General features: G+C 59.3%; 12 protein-coding genes and 1 tRNA gene. 9 read left to right on the forward strand and 4 right to left on the reverse strand.

The genetic code is table 11. The annotated features are described in order from the left end of the window. Nucleotides 1-31 precede the first annotated feature (31 nt). Nucleotides 32-106, forward strand: a tRNA-Arg gene (locus LNV28_RS13205). 210 nt (nucleotides 107-316) lie between these two features. Here LNV28_RS13205 and LNV28_RS13210 read toward each other — a convergent pair. Genes LNV28_RS13210 through LNV28_RS13220 form a run of 3 tightly spaced genes read right to left on the reverse strand, consistent with a single transcriptional unit; the run spans nucleotide 317 to nucleotide 5758 of the window. Then, nucleotides 317-1774, reverse strand: a complete 1458-nt coding sequence (locus LNV28_RS13210) for a TniQ family protein (RefSeq protein ID WP_263518008.1) — start codon at nucleotides 1772-1774, stop codon at nucleotides 317-319. After that, nucleotides 1767-2903, reverse strand: coding sequence for an AAA family ATPase (locus LNV28_RS13215; RefSeq protein ID WP_263568958.1), 1137 nt, complete (start codon nucleotides 2901-2903; stop codon nucleotides 1767-1769). The genes LNV28_RS13210 and LNV28_RS13215 overlap by 8 nt, the downstream gene beginning before the upstream one ends. Nucleotides 2904-2932: 29 nt before the next feature. Then, complete coding sequence (locus LNV28_RS13220) at nucleotides 2933-5758, reverse strand: TnsB C-terminal domain-containing protein (RefSeq protein ID WP_263568959.1); 2826 nt, start codon at nucleotides 5756-5758, stop codon at nucleotides 2933-2935. A gap of 1244 nt (nucleotides 5759-7002) precedes the next feature. Here LNV28_RS13220 and LNV28_RS13225 point away from each other — a divergent pair. The 5 genes from LNV28_RS13225 (at nucleotide 7003) to LNV28_RS13245 (ending at nucleotide 16825) form a co-directional block, all read left to right on the forward strand. Then, nucleotides 7003-8535, forward strand: coding sequence for a sigma-54 interaction domain-containing protein (locus LNV28_RS13225; protein WP_263568960.1), 1533 nt, complete (start codon nucleotides 7003-7005; stop codon nucleotides 8533-8535). Nucleotides 8536-8570: 35 nt separating this feature from the next. Further along, nucleotides 8571-12020 (forward strand): DEAD/DEAH box helicase family protein, encoded by a 3450-nt coding sequence (locus tag LNV28_RS13230; protein ID WP_263568961.1) that lies wholly within the window; start codon nucleotides 8571-8573, stop codon nucleotides 12018-12020. Between the two features lie 35 nt (nucleotides 12021-12055). Then, complete coding sequence (locus LNV28_RS13235; protein WP_263568962.1) at nucleotides 12056-13597, forward strand: type I restriction-modification system subunit M; 1542 nt, start codon at nucleotides 12056-12058, stop codon at nucleotides 13595-13597. After that, complete coding sequence (locus tag LNV28_RS13240; RefSeq protein WP_263568963.1) at nucleotides 13594-14775, forward strand: restriction endonuclease subunit S; 1182 nt, start codon at nucleotides 13594-13596, stop codon at nucleotides 14773-14775. Before LNV28_RS13235 ends, LNV28_RS13240 begins: the two co-directional genes overlap by 4 nt. 298 nt (nucleotides 14776-15073) lie before the next feature. Then, the gene (locus tag LNV28_RS13245) at nucleotides 15074-16825 is read left to right on the forward strand and encodes an ATP-binding protein (protein ID WP_263568964.1); all 1752 of its coding nucleotides are present in this window, start codon (nucleotides 15074-15076) and stop codon (nucleotides 16823-16825) included. On the opposite strand, the gene LNV28_RS13250 is transcribed toward LNV28_RS13245, so the two are convergent. Then, entirely contained in the window at nucleotides 16811-16999 is a 189-nt protein-coding gene (locus LNV28_RS13250) for a hypothetical protein (protein WP_263568965.1), read from the reverse strand. The two genes, LNV28_RS13245 and LNV28_RS13250, sit on opposite strands and share 15 nt — an antisense overlap. Nucleotides 17000-17120: 121 nt before the next feature. Between LNV28_RS13250 and LNV28_RS13255 the strand changes: the two genes are divergently transcribed. The 3 genes from LNV28_RS13255 to LNV28_RS13265 all read left to right on the forward strand — a co-directional run bounded on the left by LNV28_RS13255 (nucleotide 17121) and on the right by LNV28_RS13265 (nucleotide 18951). After that, nucleotides 17121-17624: a hypothetical protein gene (locus LNV28_RS13255; RefSeq protein WP_263568966.1), complete on the forward strand. Its 504-nt coding sequence runs from the start codon at nucleotides 17121-17123 to the stop codon at nucleotides 17622-17624. A gap of 102 nt (nucleotides 17625-17726) precedes the next feature. Further along, nucleotides 17727-18068 carry a DUF4258 domain-containing protein gene (locus tag LNV28_RS13260; protein ID WP_263568967.1) on the forward strand — a complete coding sequence of 114 codons (342 nt, stop codon included), beginning with the start codon at nucleotides 17727-17729 and terminating at the stop codon, nucleotides 18066-18068. Between the two features lie 184 nt (nucleotides 18069-18252). Continuing rightward, entirely contained in the window at nucleotides 18253-18951 is a 699-nt protein-coding gene (locus LNV28_RS13265) for a vWA domain-containing protein (RefSeq protein ID WP_263568968.1), read from the forward strand. The last annotated feature ends 18 nt before the right edge of the window (nucleotides 18952-18969 follow it).

The raw sequence follows: 18969 nt of genomic DNA on the forward strand, positions 1-18969 counted from the left end.
CCGGCCACTGAGGTTAGAATGCGCGCTCCCGGCGACCGTGGTGAAGTGGATATCATTGGGCCCTCCGAAGGCTTAGGCGCAAGTTCGATTCTTGCCGGTCGCACCACCGGGACACTTCATTTTTCCCCACCAAGCCTGACAAATAAAGCATTTCCTGGCGGTATTGCCATGAAATGCCTGATGCCAAGTGGCGCCAGTATTTGCTTGATGCCGGCGCTGTCAGAGTGATTTCGAGACCAATAATGACAAAGCCGCTGCAGGCAGTGCCTGGCAGCGGCTCTTTTCTTTCCGGGTGGCGCGCGAGGCGCCCGGCCCGTCAGTCCGGCGAGAGGGGCAGTTGCAACTGATCGCCCTCGATCTCGGCACGCAGGCGAACGATGGACTCGTTGATCCGGAGGATGAACCGGTGCCCGAGGCGCGTTGCCGAAGCAGACAGCCGTGCTGACCGGTCACCGAGACCAAAGCGCATAAGGCTGAACACTGCAGCCTCCGCGCTGCTCGGCATGATGCCACCGACACCCAGACCCTGAGCATTCCGGGGCGTCAGCCGCCTGCCGCGCTTCGCAAGCTCCCGCGCCATGCCCTCCACCTTGTCGATCGCTGCGAGATGGCGAGCCTCTTCCTCCTGCGCTCTGCGCGCCGCCGCCGCCGCCCTCACCTGAACATACAGGTCACGGTGGCGTGTCAGCGTTTTGATGTCCACTCGTTGCGCCCTGGCCACCTCGGTCAGTGACAGGCCCTCCGCCAGGGCGCCAATCAGCGCCTGCTGAACTGCATCGTGGTCTACGCGCTTGGCCTGCCGGCGCTCCCGCGCAGGCGCCAGCCCCCCGGCCCCTGCCGGGTGTTCGACGCGACCTTGCATGAGCTCGGCCAGCTCCAACCCATCGGCCGCGCAGATGTCGAGCAGTTGATCCAGACTCATTCGCATGCCGGGCGTCCGCATCCATTCCGACAGCACCGACTTGTGCATGCCGGAACGGTGAGCCAGGCTGCAAGCGGTTCCACGCGGCGCGCAGTATTCACGCATGGCTGCACGCATCGCTTCAGGGCCCGCAGTCTCGATGGCGGAAGAAGCGGCAAGCACCTGCCGGCACTGTTCAGCCCGCCACACCTCGGCATCCGTCGCTGCTTCCGCTTGGTTGCGCCGGCAACGATGTCCGATCGAACAGCATTTCGAGCAGACCCCGCTGAACCTGATCCGCTCGTATTCGGGTTTCGAGTCCCGCGGGCTACGCCCGCACTCAGGCACGATCAGGCGCTTGCGATGAATTGGGCAGCAGTTCACCGGACGCATCCGCCACAGCAGGCGGCCGTAGGGGAGACCACCGTCAATCATGTCGACATCAAGGCAGTCGGTACAGACGCGCTCCTCGTCGGTGATCAGGTTGCCAGTCGTGAACTCCTGTAGTGGCAGAAGCGTCGCGCATCTCAGGCCCTTCAGCCCGGTGGCCGCCTCCATCACACGCACCCAGCGCTCAGCGGAGCGATGCATGCCGACCAGATCCAGGCCTGCATGTTTGTCCCAGCCCCAGCCGATTTGGTAGCGGGGCGTGTAGATGGTGGTGTCGATTCGCCGCTCCACCACGGGGAGAACGCGGTCGACGACCTGCCGGGGCGAGAGATGATGCGCATGACAGACAGACAGCAGGTGGCTGAACAGGGACTCAACATCTCCTGTCGAAGCGCCACGCGGCGCCAGGTGATAAAGCACTGTTGCCTGTACTGCCATCGTCGGAGACTGCAACGGCTCGACTGGGATGGGCTTCTCACGCACGGCGCTTCTCCAGCTTGGCCAGCCAGGCTTGCTGCCCTTCTCCAGAGACGAACTCCGCATCGCCATAGCAGGCGTCTCGGAGAGCCTGCTCGCCCTCGGAGATTTCAATCTCAATCTGATTGAGCATCTTGTTGGCCTTGAAGGCGCGCTGCACGTCCTTCGAATTGAACTTCTCGCCCTTGCTATGAGTTTGCAGTTGGGCCGCTTGCTGGAGCTGCGTTTTGAGCAGCCCGACCGAGCCCAACGACGCCATCATCAAATCCCTCCAGGCTGCAGACAGGTTCGGAACGTCCTCGCAGGGCCAGTGAGCTTCGAACTTGGCCAGCACCTTGCGGAACTCAGCTTCGTCAGCAGTCGGCGCATCGTCCTTCGGGGCGCTGGATAGGTGGTACCGCTTGTAGTGCAGGATTGCGCCGCGCCGGGCCAGCTGACCGTACGTCGTCATCAGAGGCGCGATCTGATACGTCCCGACCAGCATCAGCTTGGTCTCAGGCTGGATGTCCGCCATGCTTTTCAGCGTATCCATCATGGCCTCGGTCTGACCGAAACGCAGAAGGTGGTGTGACTCGTCGATGCCGAGCAGTCGAACATTTCGATTGCGAATCTCCGCCTCCAGCAGCTCCCGACGCTGCGCCACGCCGATCCTGCTGGCGTGCAAGGCGCGGAGTTCGCCGTCGAGCGGGGCATGGCTGCGCTGCTGGTCGGGCAACAGACCTCCACATGCATGGTGAAGCCGCGAATAGACGACCTTCCACGACAGCGAACGCTCCCCATTGGCTGGGGCGGAGATGAAGGCGACCGGCACCTCATGAGGCAGCCGCACGGGTGCATACCGCTGCACGATGGTACGCAGGCATTTGTCGACCAGCGAAGTCTTGCCGATGCCAGTGGGGCCGATGAGCATGATGAGCTTGACGTCGTTGTGCGGGTCCATCAGCTCGTGAAGGTGCCGGATGACCGTACGTAGATTTCGATGTTCGAAGCGCAACGACGCGAACCAGTTCAGCCGTTCTTGTGCGGACAGGCTCATGACTTCCTCGCGAGAGAGGCAGGCCAGATTTGCGGAGCTCCCGATGGCTGCTGCCGCAGCGACGGAATCAGCGGCGTTAGCGTTGATTTGGGTGTTCATGATGTTTCCTTGTCTTGGAGTCCATTCGATCAGCGCAGGCCCATGGCGGCACCCATGGATTCGAAGTTGTCGTCGTCGACATCGCACTCGTCCCAAGCAGGTCCTTCGATCGGAAACGCCGGCATGCGAATGGGCAGCACCTCCGCCTTGGGGGCCTGCGAGGCGCCAGGCTTGATCGCCGCACCGCCAGCCCTAAGCTTGTCCATGTGGGTAGCCTGCGCCGTCGCTTCGGAGTCATTGGCAGCAGTACCGATGGGCAGGGGCAACGCCGAAGCACCCATCCCAGCCAGCCCTTGATACATGCGCTTCACTTCACGTTCCTGCGCCGCAATCACAGGATCGAAGTCCTCAGGGCGGAGCTTTTCCGAGCCGAAGCCCGTGCCGACCCGAGCCAGGCCGTCCTCGCGAGCACGCGCCTGTGCCTCGCGCATGCGGGCGCGGTAGGCCAGCTCGATCTCGCGGTTGCCTCGGTCAGCGATGAACCGGGATGATGTGCCGACCGCCGTGACCCACACGCCATTGATATGCGCATAGACCACGCTCGCGTTCCACCATTCCACCCTGACTTCCACCGACTTACCCTCGGCACTCGCCATCGAGGGATGTCGGTAGTAGACGCCGTAGACATTCACTCCGCGACCTGACACCACCTTGCGCGTGGGCCGCCGCATAGGATGAGGAGATGTCAGCAGCATGAGGTTCTCGCCGAGTTGATGAATGACATGAGAACGCATGCCGGTGTCCTGCATGCGCTTCTCCTCGTAGTCGTTCGGCGACATGCCCAGTTCGGGATGGACGCGATTGGCGTGCTCCTCAAACAGGTACTTCGTCATGACGGCGTGCAATGCCACCAGGTTCCAGCGCACCCGGTTTTGAGGATTAACCGAGGCAGTGATCTCCCGCGTCGACGACTTCATGCAGCGCGAGTTGCCCTCGAGTTCTGCCAACACTTCTTCGTTGATGGAGCCGAAGGTGCGCTCAATCAGTGCGCCGCCACGAGGCTCCGCTGGTGGGCGGTAGCGAATTTCGATGCCGAGAATTCGGCAGAGGTACTCCAGCGCGTGGCTGTGGAATTCCTTTCCGTTGTCCACGGCAAGAACCCGTGGCAATCGCCCCCACCTGGCGACGTAGTCTCGAATCAGCAGCATCACCGCGCGTGCCGAAGCGGGCTCATATAGCAGCACGAATGCCCGAATCTGCCGAGTGCAGCCGTCGATAGCGACCGATAGCGTCGGCTTGCGCAGCGGCAGGCCATCCGGGCTTTGCGTTTCGATGTCCGCAATCGTGTGATCCGCATAGATCACTTCGTGGGGACGAAACCCGTGCGCAGGGTGCTCATTGCTAAGCAGCGGCACGAGGGCAGCTTGCCGGTAGGCCGAGCGCTTTCCTTCGCGGTCTTTGATGGATTTTCGTTGCTTGCATCGTCGCGTGAAAGTTTGCAACGAAACAGGAAGGACAGGGCCGCCGCCAGGCTCGCTCAGCTCCTGCACTGCTCGAACGTACTTCTTGTAAGCGCCCTTGGCCGTCGGGCGATCTGGCGTGTTGAAGTGGTCGGAGATGGCACATTGAATCTGCTCCTCGTTCAGCTCGGAGACGCGGGGCTCCCGGTTGCCTCTTTTTTCCTCGGCATCCATCAATGCCTCGAGAGCCTGGAGATCGTTCTGTGCACTGGCGATGCGCGCGCGGAATCGATCCAGCGAGCGCTCCGAATAGGCGGTTTGATGAGGATTCCGCACTGCCTCGAGTCGCGCCATGGCCTGTTCGACTTTTTTTGGTGGCGCCATCCACAAAGCCATGCGCTCATTGGCCAAGCGAAAGCCCTCTCCCGTCGCTTCGCCCCGACTGTGCAGCTGGCGAACCTCTTCGACAGACTTGCTGGTGGTTTTGCCCATAGGATCCTGCAGCAGTACATCTCGCTCGCCCTGAAGGATCACTTTGTATTCACGCCCGTAGATGCTGATCTTCCCGCCAGAGCGCAGCATCAACGTGCCAGGGATCGGCGGAAGAGGAGGTGCCTCCACGGCATCAATCAACGCGTGTGTCTGTGCAGTTACTTCATCTGCAAACACTTTCACCTGCTCTGTGTCAGCCAGCCGAGATGACTCAAGAGGAACGTAAATGACCCGCTCAGCAATCGCCTTGTAGACGGTGTCTGCGGAAATGCCTTGCCGGATCAGTTCACGAAGTGGAACCCAGCGGTCTGCGGCTACCGCCGCGACGACCGCTTGGCACTCTTGATCTGAGAGGGGCGGGCAATCCTCGCGGTAGTAGTCCTCAAGGAACCGACTGTTCTCGATCAAGCGGTGCGGCAGCTCACTGACCACGACGAACTGGTACGCAAGCCCCATCTCTGCGAAGTGGTCTTCTGCTGCGATGTTGTGGTGCACGCCATCGACATCCCGAAAGTACCGCTCCGGATTCTTCTTGCTGTCGGCATGGAAGCGCGCGTCATCGCGGACTTCGATGATGGAGATGCCGTCATCACGGACGACCATGAAGTCTGCGGTGTACTGATGCACCGACGCACGACTGCCATCTGCCCTACGAACCTGCATTGTCACCGTCGTAGGCTGAGCGAAGTACGCATGCACCGAGGTGTCCGACTCGAGCTTCCATGCCATTGCACTTTCACCGCGCCGGCTTTCCAGCATCATGGTGGCCTGCATCTTTCTGCTGAAGTGGCGAATGCAGGTGTTGCCGCGCCTGCCTTGCACTTGCCGAGCAGGCCCGCTGGCAATGGTGTGCCTCACGTAGTTGCGACCGGATTCAGGCATTTGCGTTCGGCGGAAGATTGTTTCGAGGTGCGCGTGTAGTTCTGGGCCCATGCGCCAAGGCTTGATGTGATTGGGGTTCATTTGATTGGACTTTTCTGGTTCGCCGCCTCTTGCGGCATTGGCTTGTGATGGCCCGCTTCGCTCCCCAGCGTTCAACTGGGAAGTTCGGGCGTGGCTCCGCCCATACCGCCTGAATTGGCGGCAGAACGGTTGGCGATGAAGATGCAGGGCCCGGCGCCCGGGTCAGGTCAGGCCGGCGGCGGTTGCGGTCGGCATTCGATGGGGCAGTGGTGGCTCAGATCAGGATTCATGGTGCAGCGCTCTTGCGATTTGGGGTGAGCTCCGCCCTGACCCACGCAACAAGGGTCATTTGGCGGTAGACAAAGGGGACAGGGGTGCTGAGGTGTCAGGCCCCTTTTGCTCGCGGCGCTACGGTGGATCCGCTGTGCAGGGAAGGATGATGGTCATGGAAGCGTCCTTGGTGAGACGTCCATGGCCAATACTGCCGGGCGTCTTGAATGAATTAACGGCACCGCGCCGAAAAGCATGAGGAATATTGCAAGCCAGTGCACAAATAAACCCAAGGAGCTTTATTTGATACCCGCCAGATTGGCTCACTCACACGAATGCAATATTCGATTTTGGTGTACCAATAGGAATATCAAGAATAGATTTATAAAAATAATCTGAATTCCACGAGACTGAAAAGACGTCGGCCATCCCAGCCCTGCTTGTGTCTTTGCAAATCCTGTCCTGCGGATCGCCATTGACGACATGCTAAGAGCATTTTTTGCAGCCCGCAACCGCGCATCGCTCATGATTTAATACCGTATTTCTGTAACGGAAACAATGGCTTAGCGAAGCTGGCTCGTATCTCTGTCACGAGTGCTTTTGCCTCCAGCACTTCGCTACCAATGGACCGCTCATCACGTCCCAAGTCCTTGACGGGCGGGGCTTTTTGCCAGTTTCTTCCGAGACTTCATATTAGATTTCAGACAGGTGAAGCAAAGTCAAAAGAGCCTCCCAAAGCCACCGCACGCAGGTTCGTATTTCGGGTACGGATACCGATACGGACACTATCCCGACAAAAACACTCGGCTATTCGGGTGGAATTTGGTCGCATGCTGAGTCGCACTTCGATCGAAAAACGAGCGCTCGCGCTCGCGCTGCTGTCGCCAAACCCACGATCTGGCAGGCGTGTGAGTGGGCCGGTAGTGCGTCAAGCGATCCCAAACGTTGAGCCGACCTGCGCCCCCTCGGCCCAGTCAGATCGAATGCGAGAGGTAATAGTCTTTACAAGACTGGAAGTTGTTTATCATGGCTAGATGGCTGGCAAAAAGTGGCTCATCTCTTGGATCGGCAACGCCGACCACCTAGCGTCAGAGGGGGGCTCTGCCTCCAGCGATGGCCCAATCGCCACTGCCCTGACCAACTCGCCGAAGTTCGATCGAGTCTGCCTGCTGACCAACTACGCGCATGAGCGCAGCGCCGCCTACTGCGCCTGGCTGGAGCAACGTTGCAGCTACACAAGCGCCGCGGTCGACCTCCAGGAAATCAGCCTTAGCAGCCCAATCGACTACGCGTCCATCTACGAGCAGGTCAGCAAGCACCTCAAGAATCTTGGCCTTCCTCGGTCAGACGTTGAACTCACTTTCCACCTGAGCCCAGGAACTCCCGCCATGGCGGCCATCTGGATCATGTTGGCCAAGACGCGCTTTCCCGCTAAGTTGATTCAGACTTCCAAGGAGCAAGGTCTGGAATCGGTGGACTTTCCCTTCGACCTGGCCAGTGACTTCCTGCCCGAGTTCCTTCAACGCAGTGCCGAGCGGATTGAACGGCTCTCCCAAGGCCCCGTCGAAAGCGCCCCGCAGTTCAGCAAGATCCTTCATCGCAGCGATGCCGTCCGTCAGCAGGTGCACCTCGCCCGGCGCATCGCAGCCCACGACGTTCCGGTCTTAATTCTTGGCGAGACCGGCACAGGCAAGGAACTCTTCGCCGAAGCGATCTGTGCCGCAAGTGAGCGTGCCAGCAAACCATTCATTGCCGTCAACTGCGGAGCCCTCTCGCCCGAGTTGGCCAACTCAGAGTTGTTTGGCCATGTCATAGGAGCGTTTACAGGCGCGACCAAAGCAAGAAAGGGACACTTCCAAGAAGCGCAAGGCGGCACCCTGTTCCTCGATGAAGTCGGTGATCTGCCACCGGAAACCCAGGTACGACTGCTGCGCGTGCTCCAAGCCAAAGAAGTCACGCCGCTAGGAGACTCGAAGCCAGTCAAGGTAGACGTCCGGATCGTCGCCGCCACGCATCGCGACCTTGCCGCAGATGTCGCCTCGGGGCGTTTCCGCGAGGACCTGTTCCACCGCTTGGCTGTCGGCATCTTGCGCTTGCCGCCTCTGCGCGAGCGTGATGGCGATGTCGACCTGCTAGCCGACGCCTTCCTTGACAAGATCAATGCCGATGCCAAGGGGAAACCAGAAACGCAAGAGAAGAAACTTTCCACAAGTGCAAGGAAACTTCTCGAACAGTATCCGTGGCCGGGCAACATTCGCGAGCTTTACCACTCACTACTTCGGGCTGCGATTTGGTCGACCGGGCCGGTCATACAGGCTGAAGATGTGCAGGCAGCTCTGCTGCAGGTTCGGCAGCAGGGCCATGATTCAATCCTGAAGCCACTGGGCCAAGGCTTTGATTTGCAAGGCATTTTGGATGACGTCTCGCGCGACTACATCGCCAAAGCACTGAACCGGTCGGGCGATCGGAAGACGGTGGCAGCCAAGATGCTGGGGTTCGCCAATCATCAAACGCTGGGCAATTGGATGAAAAAACTGGGACTGGAAAGCAGCGACACTAAAGACTAGAGGGAGGCTGGCACGGTTCTCGCAAAACAACAGGCATGAATGCCACGAGAGCCGGCCAGATGTTGATGCAAGATATTAAATCGCTGAACTTCGAGCCGCTGCGTGCGGTCTACCCGGAGCTCGCCAATATGGGCGGGTACGCGGAGCATTACGCGCACACCGACCCGGAAAGCGCACTCGTCAAGCTGCGCAACTTCGCCGAACGTCTGGTCGACCGCGTTTACCTGAAGTTGAAGCTCGAACGAGCCCCTCAGTCCAACTTCGTCGATTTGCTGCACAACGCCAGCTTCAGGGAGATCGCCCAACCCCTGGTTCTCGACAAGCTGCACCTGCTGCGCCGCCTCGGCAATCGCGGCGCCCATGGCGAGGACGTTGAGGCCACTGACTCGCTGCGTTGTGTGCAAGAGGCCTGGCAGCTTGCTCGCTGGCTCCATGTGACCTTTCTGGGCGGCAAGGTCGACGACTTTTCAGATTTCAAGCAGCCCCCAGCGGAAGGCATCGACAGCAAAGCTGAGATCAAGCGCAAAGCGAAAGCGCTGGCTGAAGAGAACAGCATCAAAGAAGAGCGGCTCAAGCAAGCTCTTCAGGAACTCGCTGAGTTGCGAGCTGCTGATCGCGCCGCAACACCGCCGACAGCCCCTGGCACCTCGCCCACTGTCGAAGCACTGGTGCAAGTCGGCCAAGCCTCCACTCAGGTCGCCAGTCAGCTGCGCTTCAGCGAAGACCACACCCGCAAATGGCTGATTGACCGCGACCTGCGCATGGCCGGTTGGGATGTCCCGCCGGGTACTGCCAGCAACGAATCCGTCAGCCAGGAATTCGAGGTTTCGCATCAGCCGACTGCAAGCGGCACAGGCTATTGCGACTATGTGCTCTGGGATGACAACCGCAAGCCCCTGGCGGTTGTGGAGGCCAAGAAGACCCGTGTTGATGCCCGAACCGGGCAGGAGCAAGCCAAGCTCTATGCCGATGCGCTTGAGAAGGATTACGGCCAGCGGCCCATGATCTTCTACACCAACGGCCACGACATCTGGGTCTGGGACGACGCGGGCGGCTATCCGCCTCGCTCAGTGTTCGGCTTCTACTCCAAGGACACGCTTCAATACCGTATCGGCTTCCAGCGCCGGGAAAAACTCGACCTGCTCAAGGACGTCCGGCCCGACGCCAAGATCGCCGGCTACCTTCACCAAATCGAGAGCATCACGCGCGTTGCCGAGCGTTTCAGCCAGCGCCACCGCCGTGCGCTGGTGGTTCAAGCCACCGGCACCGGCAAAACTCGTGTGGCCATCGCCCTGGCCAAGCTCTTGATCGACGCACGCTGGGTCAAGCGTGTGCTCTTCCTGTGCGATCGCAAGGAGCTGCGCAAGCAAGGCAAGAACGCTTTCAACGAACACGTCAAAGAACCGATCTACGTCATCGGGCAGGCCAATGACGTGGGCAAGATGGATGCCCGCATCTACATCGGCATCTACCAAGGCCTGATCAACGACTACGAGTCCTTCGACGTCGGTTTCTTCGACCTGATCATTGCCGATGAATCGCACCGCTCGATCTACAACCTCTACGGCGATCTTTTCAAGTACTTCGACGCCCTCCAGGTTGGCTTGACCGCCACGCCGGTCGAGATGGTCAGCCGCAGCACCTGCCAACTTTTTGGCTGCGACTACAAATTGCCCACGGCCAACTACCCCTTGGAGCAGGCCATTGCCGACCGCAAGCTCGTGCCCTTCAAGGTGGTCGCCCATACGACCAAGTTTCTGCGTGACGGCATCAAGGCGGCGTATCTCAGCGACGAGCAAATCGCTCAGCTGGAAGACCAAGGCTTCGATCCCAATGAGCTGGAGTTCGACGCCCAGGAAATTGACGAGGCCGTTTTCAACAAGGACACCAACCGCGTCATCCTGCGCAACTTGATGGACAAAGGCATCCGCGATGCCGACGGTCAGCTCCCGGGCAAGACCATCGTCTTCGCCCGCAAGATCGAGCATGCCCGTCTATTGGCCGACCTCTTCAATGAGATGTACCCGCAGTTCGCCGGCAAGTTCTGCCGAGTGATCCACTCCAAAGAGCCGCGGGCCGAGGACCTGATTGATCAGTTCAAAGACCCAGCGAGCGATCTACGCATTGCTGTCTCAGTGGACATGCTGGACACCGGCATTGATGTGCCCCAAGTGGTGAACCTCGTCTTCGCCAAGCCGGTCAAGAGCAAGGTGAAGTTCTGGCAAATGATTGGCCGCGGCACGCGCCTTTGCGAAAACCTGTTCGGCCCCGGTCTCCACAAGAGCGAATTCCTGATCTTCGACCACTGGAATAACTTCGAATTCCATGAGCTCAACGCCGACGAGGTCGAACCCACGGTACCCAAGCCGCTGACGCAGCGTCGCTACGAGGCCCGTATTGAACTCGCAGCCTTGGCCCTTGCCAGGTCCGACATTGCGGCATTCGATGCGCTTGCGTTGCAGCTCCAGCAAGACGCCGCTGCACTGCCCGACGGCGGCATCGCCGTGCGCGAGAACTGGCAAGCCGTGAATCAGGCCCGTGACGCCAAACTGGTCCACCATTTCGCCCCCGTCACCCGGCAACTATTGACCGACATCGTCGCGCCCCTGATGAACGCACTGGATGTGCGCGGTCAAGGCGATGCCCTGCGCTGGGACCTTCTGCTCGCCAAGGCCCAAGCAGCGGCGATCTCTGCGCCAGGGAAGCCCAATGCCCATCGCGATGCGATTTTGGAATGGGTCGACCGCCTACCGCCGCATCTGAACCCGGTGCGCGCCAAAGCGAATGAGCTCAGAACCATCCGCTCCGATGCGTTCTGGCAAGCCCCAAGCTTCGCCGATCTGGATGCCATGCGCGCTGCCCTGCGCGACCTGATGGAGCTGGCCGACGCCCCCGTGACGCCTCCGCCTAAGCCTGTGGTGCACCTGGATATTCGCGAGGATGAAGCCGAGTACCAAGTTCATTTGCGGCCAACCAAGATCAAGTCGGTTGACTTCGGCATCTACCGCAAGGCCGTGCAATCGGCCCTGGAACCATTGTTCGAAACCGACCCGGTTCTGCTCAAGCTGCGCCGTGGCGAGCTCATCACGCCCGAAGAGTTGGACAAGCTCAACAGCCTGCTGCACACCCGCAACCCCGATGTGGACCTGTCCACACTGCGTGAGTTCTACCCCGACACAGCCGTGCAGCTAACGCAAATTCTGCGCGGCATTGTTGGCATGGACCACGAAGCCGTGGATCTGCAGTTCTCCACCTTCGCCCAAGCCCATGCCCTCAATAGTCAGCAACTGCGTTTCCTCGCGCTGCTGAAGGACCACATCCGCCAGTTTGGCGCCATCGCCGTCGGGCAATTGTTCGATGCTCCTTTCAACACCGTCCATGCCGAAGGCTTGGGTGGTGTCTTTCCCAATCAAACGCAACTAGACGAAGTCGTGCGCATGGTGCGTGCCTTCGGCGAACCCTTGCAGCCGCCTGCGGCACACTGACGCAGCGATAACAACAACAAAGAAGTAGTACAGCCATGATCACAGGCGCACTGAGAAGCCGTATCGACAGTCTCTGGACCGAATTCTGGACCGGCGGCATCACCAACCCGCTCACCGTCATCGAGCAGATCACCTTCCTGATGTACAGCCGCCTGCTGGACATGCAGGAGCGCACCCAGGAAAAGCGCGCAGCCCTCACCGGCAAGCGAGAAGCCAGCCTGTTCAGCGAAGAGGATCAAAGCTGCCGCTGGGAAACCTGGCGTCACTACGGGGGCGCTGAAATGCTGCCCCATGTGCGTGACCGCGTGTTCCCGCACTTCCGCCGCCTTGCCGAGCGCAGCACGGGCGAAGGCAGCCATTTCGCCGCCTTCATGAAGGACGCGCAGCTGATGATTCAAAAGGAGTCACTGCTGGTGAAGGCCGTCAGCGCAGTGCACGAACTGCCGCTGGAACAAGGCGACACCAAGGGTGATCTCTACGAGTACCTGCTCGGCAAGCTCACCACGGCCGGCATCAACGGCCAGTTCCGTACGCCGCGCCACATCATCCGCATGATGGTGGAGTTGATGCAGCCCCAGCCCACTGATCGCATCTGCGACCCGTCCTGCGGCACCGCTGGCTTCTTGATCGAGTCCTACGACTACCTCTTGCGTGAGCACAGCAGCGCCGCCGGCACGCACAAAGAAGTTGTGGAAGGCGAAGAGCACATCAGCTACAGCGGCGATCTGCTCGGCGAGCATCGCAAACATATCGACAGCGATATGTTCCACGCCTACGACTTCGACGCCACCATGCTGCGCATCGCCACCATGAACCTGGTGATGCACGGCGTGAAGCAGCCCGATGTCCATTACCAAGACACCTTGAGCCAGAGCTTTGAGGAACGCCACCCCAAGGGCTCCAAGAACGCCTTCGACCTCATCCTCGCCAACCCACCGTTCAAAGGCAGCCTGGACGAGCAAGACGTGGCCCCGGACATCCTGCGCACCGTTAAGACCAAGAAGACCGAGTTGCTCTTCATTGGCCTGATCCTGCGTATGTTGAAACTCGGCGGCCGCAGTGCAACCATCGTGCCGGACGGCGTGCTTTTCGGTTCCAGCAAGGCGCACGTGCAACTGCGCCAGCACTTGATCGAGAACAACCAGCTCGAGGCCGTGATTTCGCTGCCCTCGGGCGTGTTCAAGCCCTACGCCGGCGTGTCCACTGCCATCATCATCTTTGCGAAGGGTGGCAAGACCGAGAACGTGTTCTTCTACGACGTTCAGTCGGATGGCCGTACGCTGGATGACAAACGTACTCAGATCGGTGACGGGTCAGGCGATATGCCCGATGTGAAGGCCAAGTTTCTGCAATGGTGCGAGGGCAAGGGTGATTTCAGTGATCGGACGGCCAAAGCGTTTGAAGTGACTGCTGATGACATACGGGCGCAGAGTTATGACTTGTCTATCAATCGACATAAAGAGCAAGTGCATATCGCTGAAACACACGACGCACCTGCGGCCATCGTCGCCAAGTTGCGTCACCTGGAGACGGCGATACAAAGAGAGCTAACGGATCTGGAAGACTTGTTGAAATGAACCGGCTTGTTCAACTAAGCGATGTCGCCCTCGTGTTCAACGGCAAGACACCCGCTCGCGTAGATCAGAGACAGGGCGGGCACCCAGTTTTGAAAATCAAAGACGTGAATTCCCTCGGGCGTTTCGCTGGCAGCTTCGAATCATTTGTTGATCATGAATTTGCGGCAAGATTCTCTGAAAAACTAGTTGAGGTTGGCGATACTCTAATCCTCAACGCCGCGCACAACGCCGACTATGTAGGCTCAAAGTCGTATTTGGCAGAGCCAAGCGTAGTTGGCAGTCTGCCAACTGGTGAATGGCTTGTGGTCAGAGCTATGCAGCACTGCACCGATGCTCGTTTCATCCATCATTGGATTACAAGCGCTCGGATTCGACAAAGGCTTCGGGACCAAGTAAAGGGGATTCATCTCTACCCAAAGGACGTTGCTGCATTGCCCGTGCTGCTGCCGTCGTTGCATGAGCAACAGCGCATCGCCGCCATCCTCGACAAGGCCGACAGCCTGCGCCGCAAACGCCTAGAAGCCATCCGCCTCGCCGACGAATTCCTTCGGGCTGCCTATTTGGACCTCGCCACGAAGCACCCGGACCGAGCTTCGGTTGACAGTGTCCTCGCATCCATTCCTAACGCAGCGAGGACGGGACCCTTCGGCAGTCAGTTACTCGTTTCAGAGTTCACCGAATCGGGCATCCCAGTCCTCGGGATCGACAACGTTGTCTCCAACTCATTCACCTGGGGCGCACGCCGATTCGTCTCACCTGAGAAGTACAAGGAACTAGAGCGATACACCGTTCGCCCTGGGGATGTCATGGTCACGATCATGGGCACCACAGGTCGGGTCGCAATCGCACCTGAGGATTTGCCTGTTTGCATCAGCACAAAGCATCTGTGCACGCTGTCGCTTGATCAGCAGAAGATGCGGCCTTCCTATTTATGGGCTTGCTTGCGCTGGGACCCAGAAGTCCGGGCACAGACTCAGCGCGAATCAAAGGGCGCCATCATGGAAGGATGGAACATGGGCATTGTGAAGGGCTTGATGGTCAGCAAGCCGCCGATGGAAGCGCAACTTAAGTTCGAGGCGCTGCTAGCGAAGATCACCCAGTTTTCCCAGAACGCAGGCAGCGCTGCAGATCAGACGGATGCTTTGGTAGCTTCACTTTCAGCTAAGTACTTCAGTTAGCCCATCTCTGTCTGATTGCACTTGCCTAAACCATGGCTTCATTGATCAAGTCACTCTCGCTCAAGAACTTCAGAGGTTTCCCTTGTGGGACTTTGATGGGCCACAGACGCTGCCAGCCCAATGGTCTCAGCTTTCAGATCGACCCGCCAGAGCTAAGGCTTCACGCAGCCCCGCGCATCTCAATGCAGAGTGCAGGACTCTCACAGTGCAAGGCGTTCTTTATGTAACTAACCGTATAGTCACTTTGTGCTGGAACTAACCTCCAGCGACCCACCGACAGATATCAGGGAGGAAAGCGATGGCAGCAAAGACTGCACGCTTTCAAGTTGATTCGAGGTTGGCTCGTTTGTTGAGCCAGGAATACTCGTCGACTGAGAAAGCACTCAAGGAACTGGTCGACAACGCCTGGGATGCGGACGCCGAGAACGTTCACATCTCGCTGCCGGCGCCGATGACCGATGCGCCTATCGTCATTTCGGACGATGGCTCCGGCATGACGCGGGCCGAGCTCGAATCGCACTACCTGGCCATCGCTCGAGATCGGCGAGTACATCGAGGTGAGAGAACTGCAGGCAAGCAACGCTTGGTCAAGGGGCGCAAAGGCATCGGCAAATTTGCGGGCTTGATGGCTGCCGCCGAGATGACCCTCGAGACCCGCACGCGAGGCACACTCAGCCGCTTCACGCTACGGATGGCGGACCTCGCTGGCGTTGAAGATATCGAGCACTTGCCGATTCAAATCGATACCGAGCGTAGCGACCCGGAGTCACACGGCACCACCATCACGCTGCGCACCCTCCACGGTGAACTGGCCTTCCCGGATGCAGCCAGGATGCGCCAAGCCCTGATTTTTGAGTATGGCCGGTCGGCGGACTTCACTGTCTACGTGGATGGGAAACTGCTCGGCGTCGACGATGTTGTTGGCACCTACACCGACCAGACGGTGGATGTCTCCGGTGTCGGCCCCGTCCAGCTTCGGTTTGCGATTGCCGAAGAGCGATCGGCCCATCGACAGGCGGGCATCGTGTTGCGGGTGGACGGCAAGGTGGTTGGAAAGCCGTCCTTTTTTGGCCTTGAAGAGCGGGAAGACTTTCCGCAGAAACTGAAGTCCAAGCTGTACGGTGAGGTCCAGGCTGACGGTCTGCGCGACCATGTGACGGCGGGCTGGGATAGCGTGATCGAAAACAGCAGCCTGCTTTCTGCGGTCACCGAGCAAGTACAGCCCATCCTGATCGCGGCTTACAGGGAGCGATACCGTCGCGAGATTCAGCTGGCGCAGGCTCGGATCAGCCGTTCAATCAAGGACCGGCTTGCAGCGATGCCTGAGCATCGCCGCGAGTTCGCCGACAAGGCGGTGCGCCGCGCGCTGGAACGCTTCTACGGCGAAGAGCCAACCAAGCTTGAGCAATACGTTTATGTGTTGCTCGAGGCCATCGAGCACGTTGAGTACGGCGCAGTCCTGTCTCACATCCACGATGCCTCGCGAAAAGACGTTGTAGCCATCTCGGCAGCGCTTGACGAGTTCGGCATGGCCGACATGGCCACTTTGGTTACCCAAGCTAAAGCGCGCATGCAGTTCCTTGACGAGTTGGAAGCGCTTGCACGAGCGCCCGAGACGCGTGAGGCCGAGATGCACAAGGCGATCGAGCGCAACCTGTGGATTCTGGGCGCGACCTACACCTTCTTCCGCTCCAACCAGACGCTCAAGCGAACGGTGGAAGAGGCGCTAGGGCGCAAGTACCAGGGCGCCAAGGCGGCTGAGCGCCCCGACCTGGTGCTGAATGAAGACCTCAACGGTTCGTGCCTGCTGATTGAGTTCAAGCGCCCATCACATGCACTGAACCACGAGGACTACCTCCAGGCCATCAGCTATCGGCATGAGCTGTCGAAGCACATGACCAAACCTATTCGAGTGATGCTGATGGGAGGAAGGAGATCGCCGGACTTCCCAACGATGCAGCGCGAAGCTGAGGTGGAAGCACTTGCCTTTTTCGATGTGATTGCATCGGCGCGAAGGGCAATCGACTGGCAGCTTTCAGCCCAGCATTGAATGGGCACTCTGGGAGCCGATGAAGTGAATACGGCCGTTGATTCGTTGCGGAAATTTTTCCAGGCGAGCGGTGCGTTGCTGTTCAGCCACCGCACCGCCAATGCCGCCTACCTTGACCTTGACCGCGCTTTCCAATGCACTGGCATAACAAGTTCTTGGCGCGGCTAATTGCATGCCATCCTTACAGAAGTTTGGGCTTCTCGTCCGCCAAGGCGAGGTCCCGTTACCAGCCTTGGCTTGAGATCGTCGAGTCACACTGCGCCGCAAATGCGGCCCGCTACTCCTAGAAGATGCAATGGACGTTCTGTACTACTGGAAAGACTACGAGTCTGACATTCGCCAAGGCCGCATCGGCTACTTCCGATCTTCCAAGGACAAGCTCGACGAGCTGCAACAGCGATCCCCGGATGACATCTGGGTGGTGAAGACGCCACGCGGGAGCAAAGGGCAACTGCAGTTGTTGGGGCGCCTGGCTTGGGCGGACTCGCCAACGACGAAAGTTCTGGCGGCTCCTGGCGACAGCCTGATCCACTACCAGCCGGACCATCCGCGGTCTGTGTGGTTCGACGAGGGGCTTGCGCTGCAGCACCTTGACGAGGTAACGGCTTGGTTGCGCGCTCACCAACCCAGCAGCGTTCGAGCCAACTTCCAGGGGGCCAACGGCCAGTTGGCCATCGAGCAATCAGCGTCGTTGGAACTAAGGAGACTGACCGCCCGATGGCCCAGCCTGCCATTCAAGGATGCCGTGAGTAATAAAAAGTTTGCGGATTCCGCAAACAATTTTCCGCAATCCTCATGAGGCCTGCTTGTAAGTCATTGATTTATTTAGGACAAGGACGACTCCTTGCTCTGGCACGGCATTCGCAATATGTCGAGTGTCAGCCAACCTTGGAGTCTCCCCATGAGCCAGCGCCTAAAAGAGAACCAGCTACTTGATCGCAAGCCCGAAATGAGCAGTCACGCAGAGATCAGGATGCAACAACGTGGAATTCAACGGACCGACATCGAACTGGCGATTCAGTACGGCAGGCGCATCCATGCCAAGGGGCTCACCTACTACGTGATCGGGCGCAAAGAAGTCAAGCTACTGGCCCAACAGGGGCAGAACATCTCGGGCCTCTCGGGCTTGCAGGTTCTGGTTCAAGAGGAACTGGTGGTCACCACCTATCGCAACACCGATTTCCATGCCATTCGCACCACGGTGCGGGACAAGCGCCGCATGCGGTTGCGGCACCGGCACTGACGCTTCCGCAAGCACTGGACGAGGGGCATTTCTGCCGGGCAAACATCAGAGCCCGAGATGCGTATTGATCCGAATTCGAGACATCCAACAGGGGATTAAAGACATGGGTTTTGCAAGCTACGACGAAGACATACAGAGCCGCTTCTTTCAAGCAACTCGCATCAGGGAAAAGGAACACGAGGCCATGAAAAACGAACCTGCAACCGCCACCAAACTGAAAGCTTTTGCTGCCCCGCAACCGCGGCCGCTTCCCATCATCGTGCTGGCTGACACCAGTGGCAGCATGGCCGAGAACGGCAAGATCGACGCCCTCAACGTCGCCCTCGGCCAGATGATCAAGAGCTTCGCGCAAGAGTCACGACTGCGTGCCGAGATCCAGGTCGGGCTCATCACCTTTGGTGGACGGGAGGCGCAGCAATACCTGCCTTTGGTGGCTGCGCAGCGCATCGAGGGCATGCAGGCGCTTCAGGCCTCAGGCGCTACGCCCATGGGATCGGCGTTCACATTGGCGCGCACACTGCTGGAGGACAAGGTCTTGGTGCCCTCGCGAGCCTACCGCCCTGTGGTGGTGCTGGTGTCTGACGGCGAACCAAACGACGACTGGGAAGCGCAGCTGGAGGCACTCAAGACTTGCGAGCGCGGTAGCAAGGCCTCGCGGTTTGCCCTAGCCATTGGCGCAGATGCCGATCGGGACATGCTGGCGCGCTTTGCCAATGACCGTGAGGCGCCTGTATTTGAGGCTCATGAAGTGCGCGACATCGTGCGCTTTTTCCGCGCAGTGACCATGAGCGTGGTGGCTCGCTCATCCAGCGCCACACCAGACCAGCCCGTCGGACTGGAGCTGGACGCGGCGCTGGATGACCTCGATCTGGACGCACTGTAATTGGCAACGAGAGCGACG

Source organism: Paucibacter sp. DJ2R-2, assembly GCF_025717675.1.
In the GTDB taxonomy this organism is placed as follows: domain Bacteria; phylum Pseudomonadota; class Gammaproteobacteria; order Burkholderiales; family Burkholderiaceae_C; genus Paucibacter_A.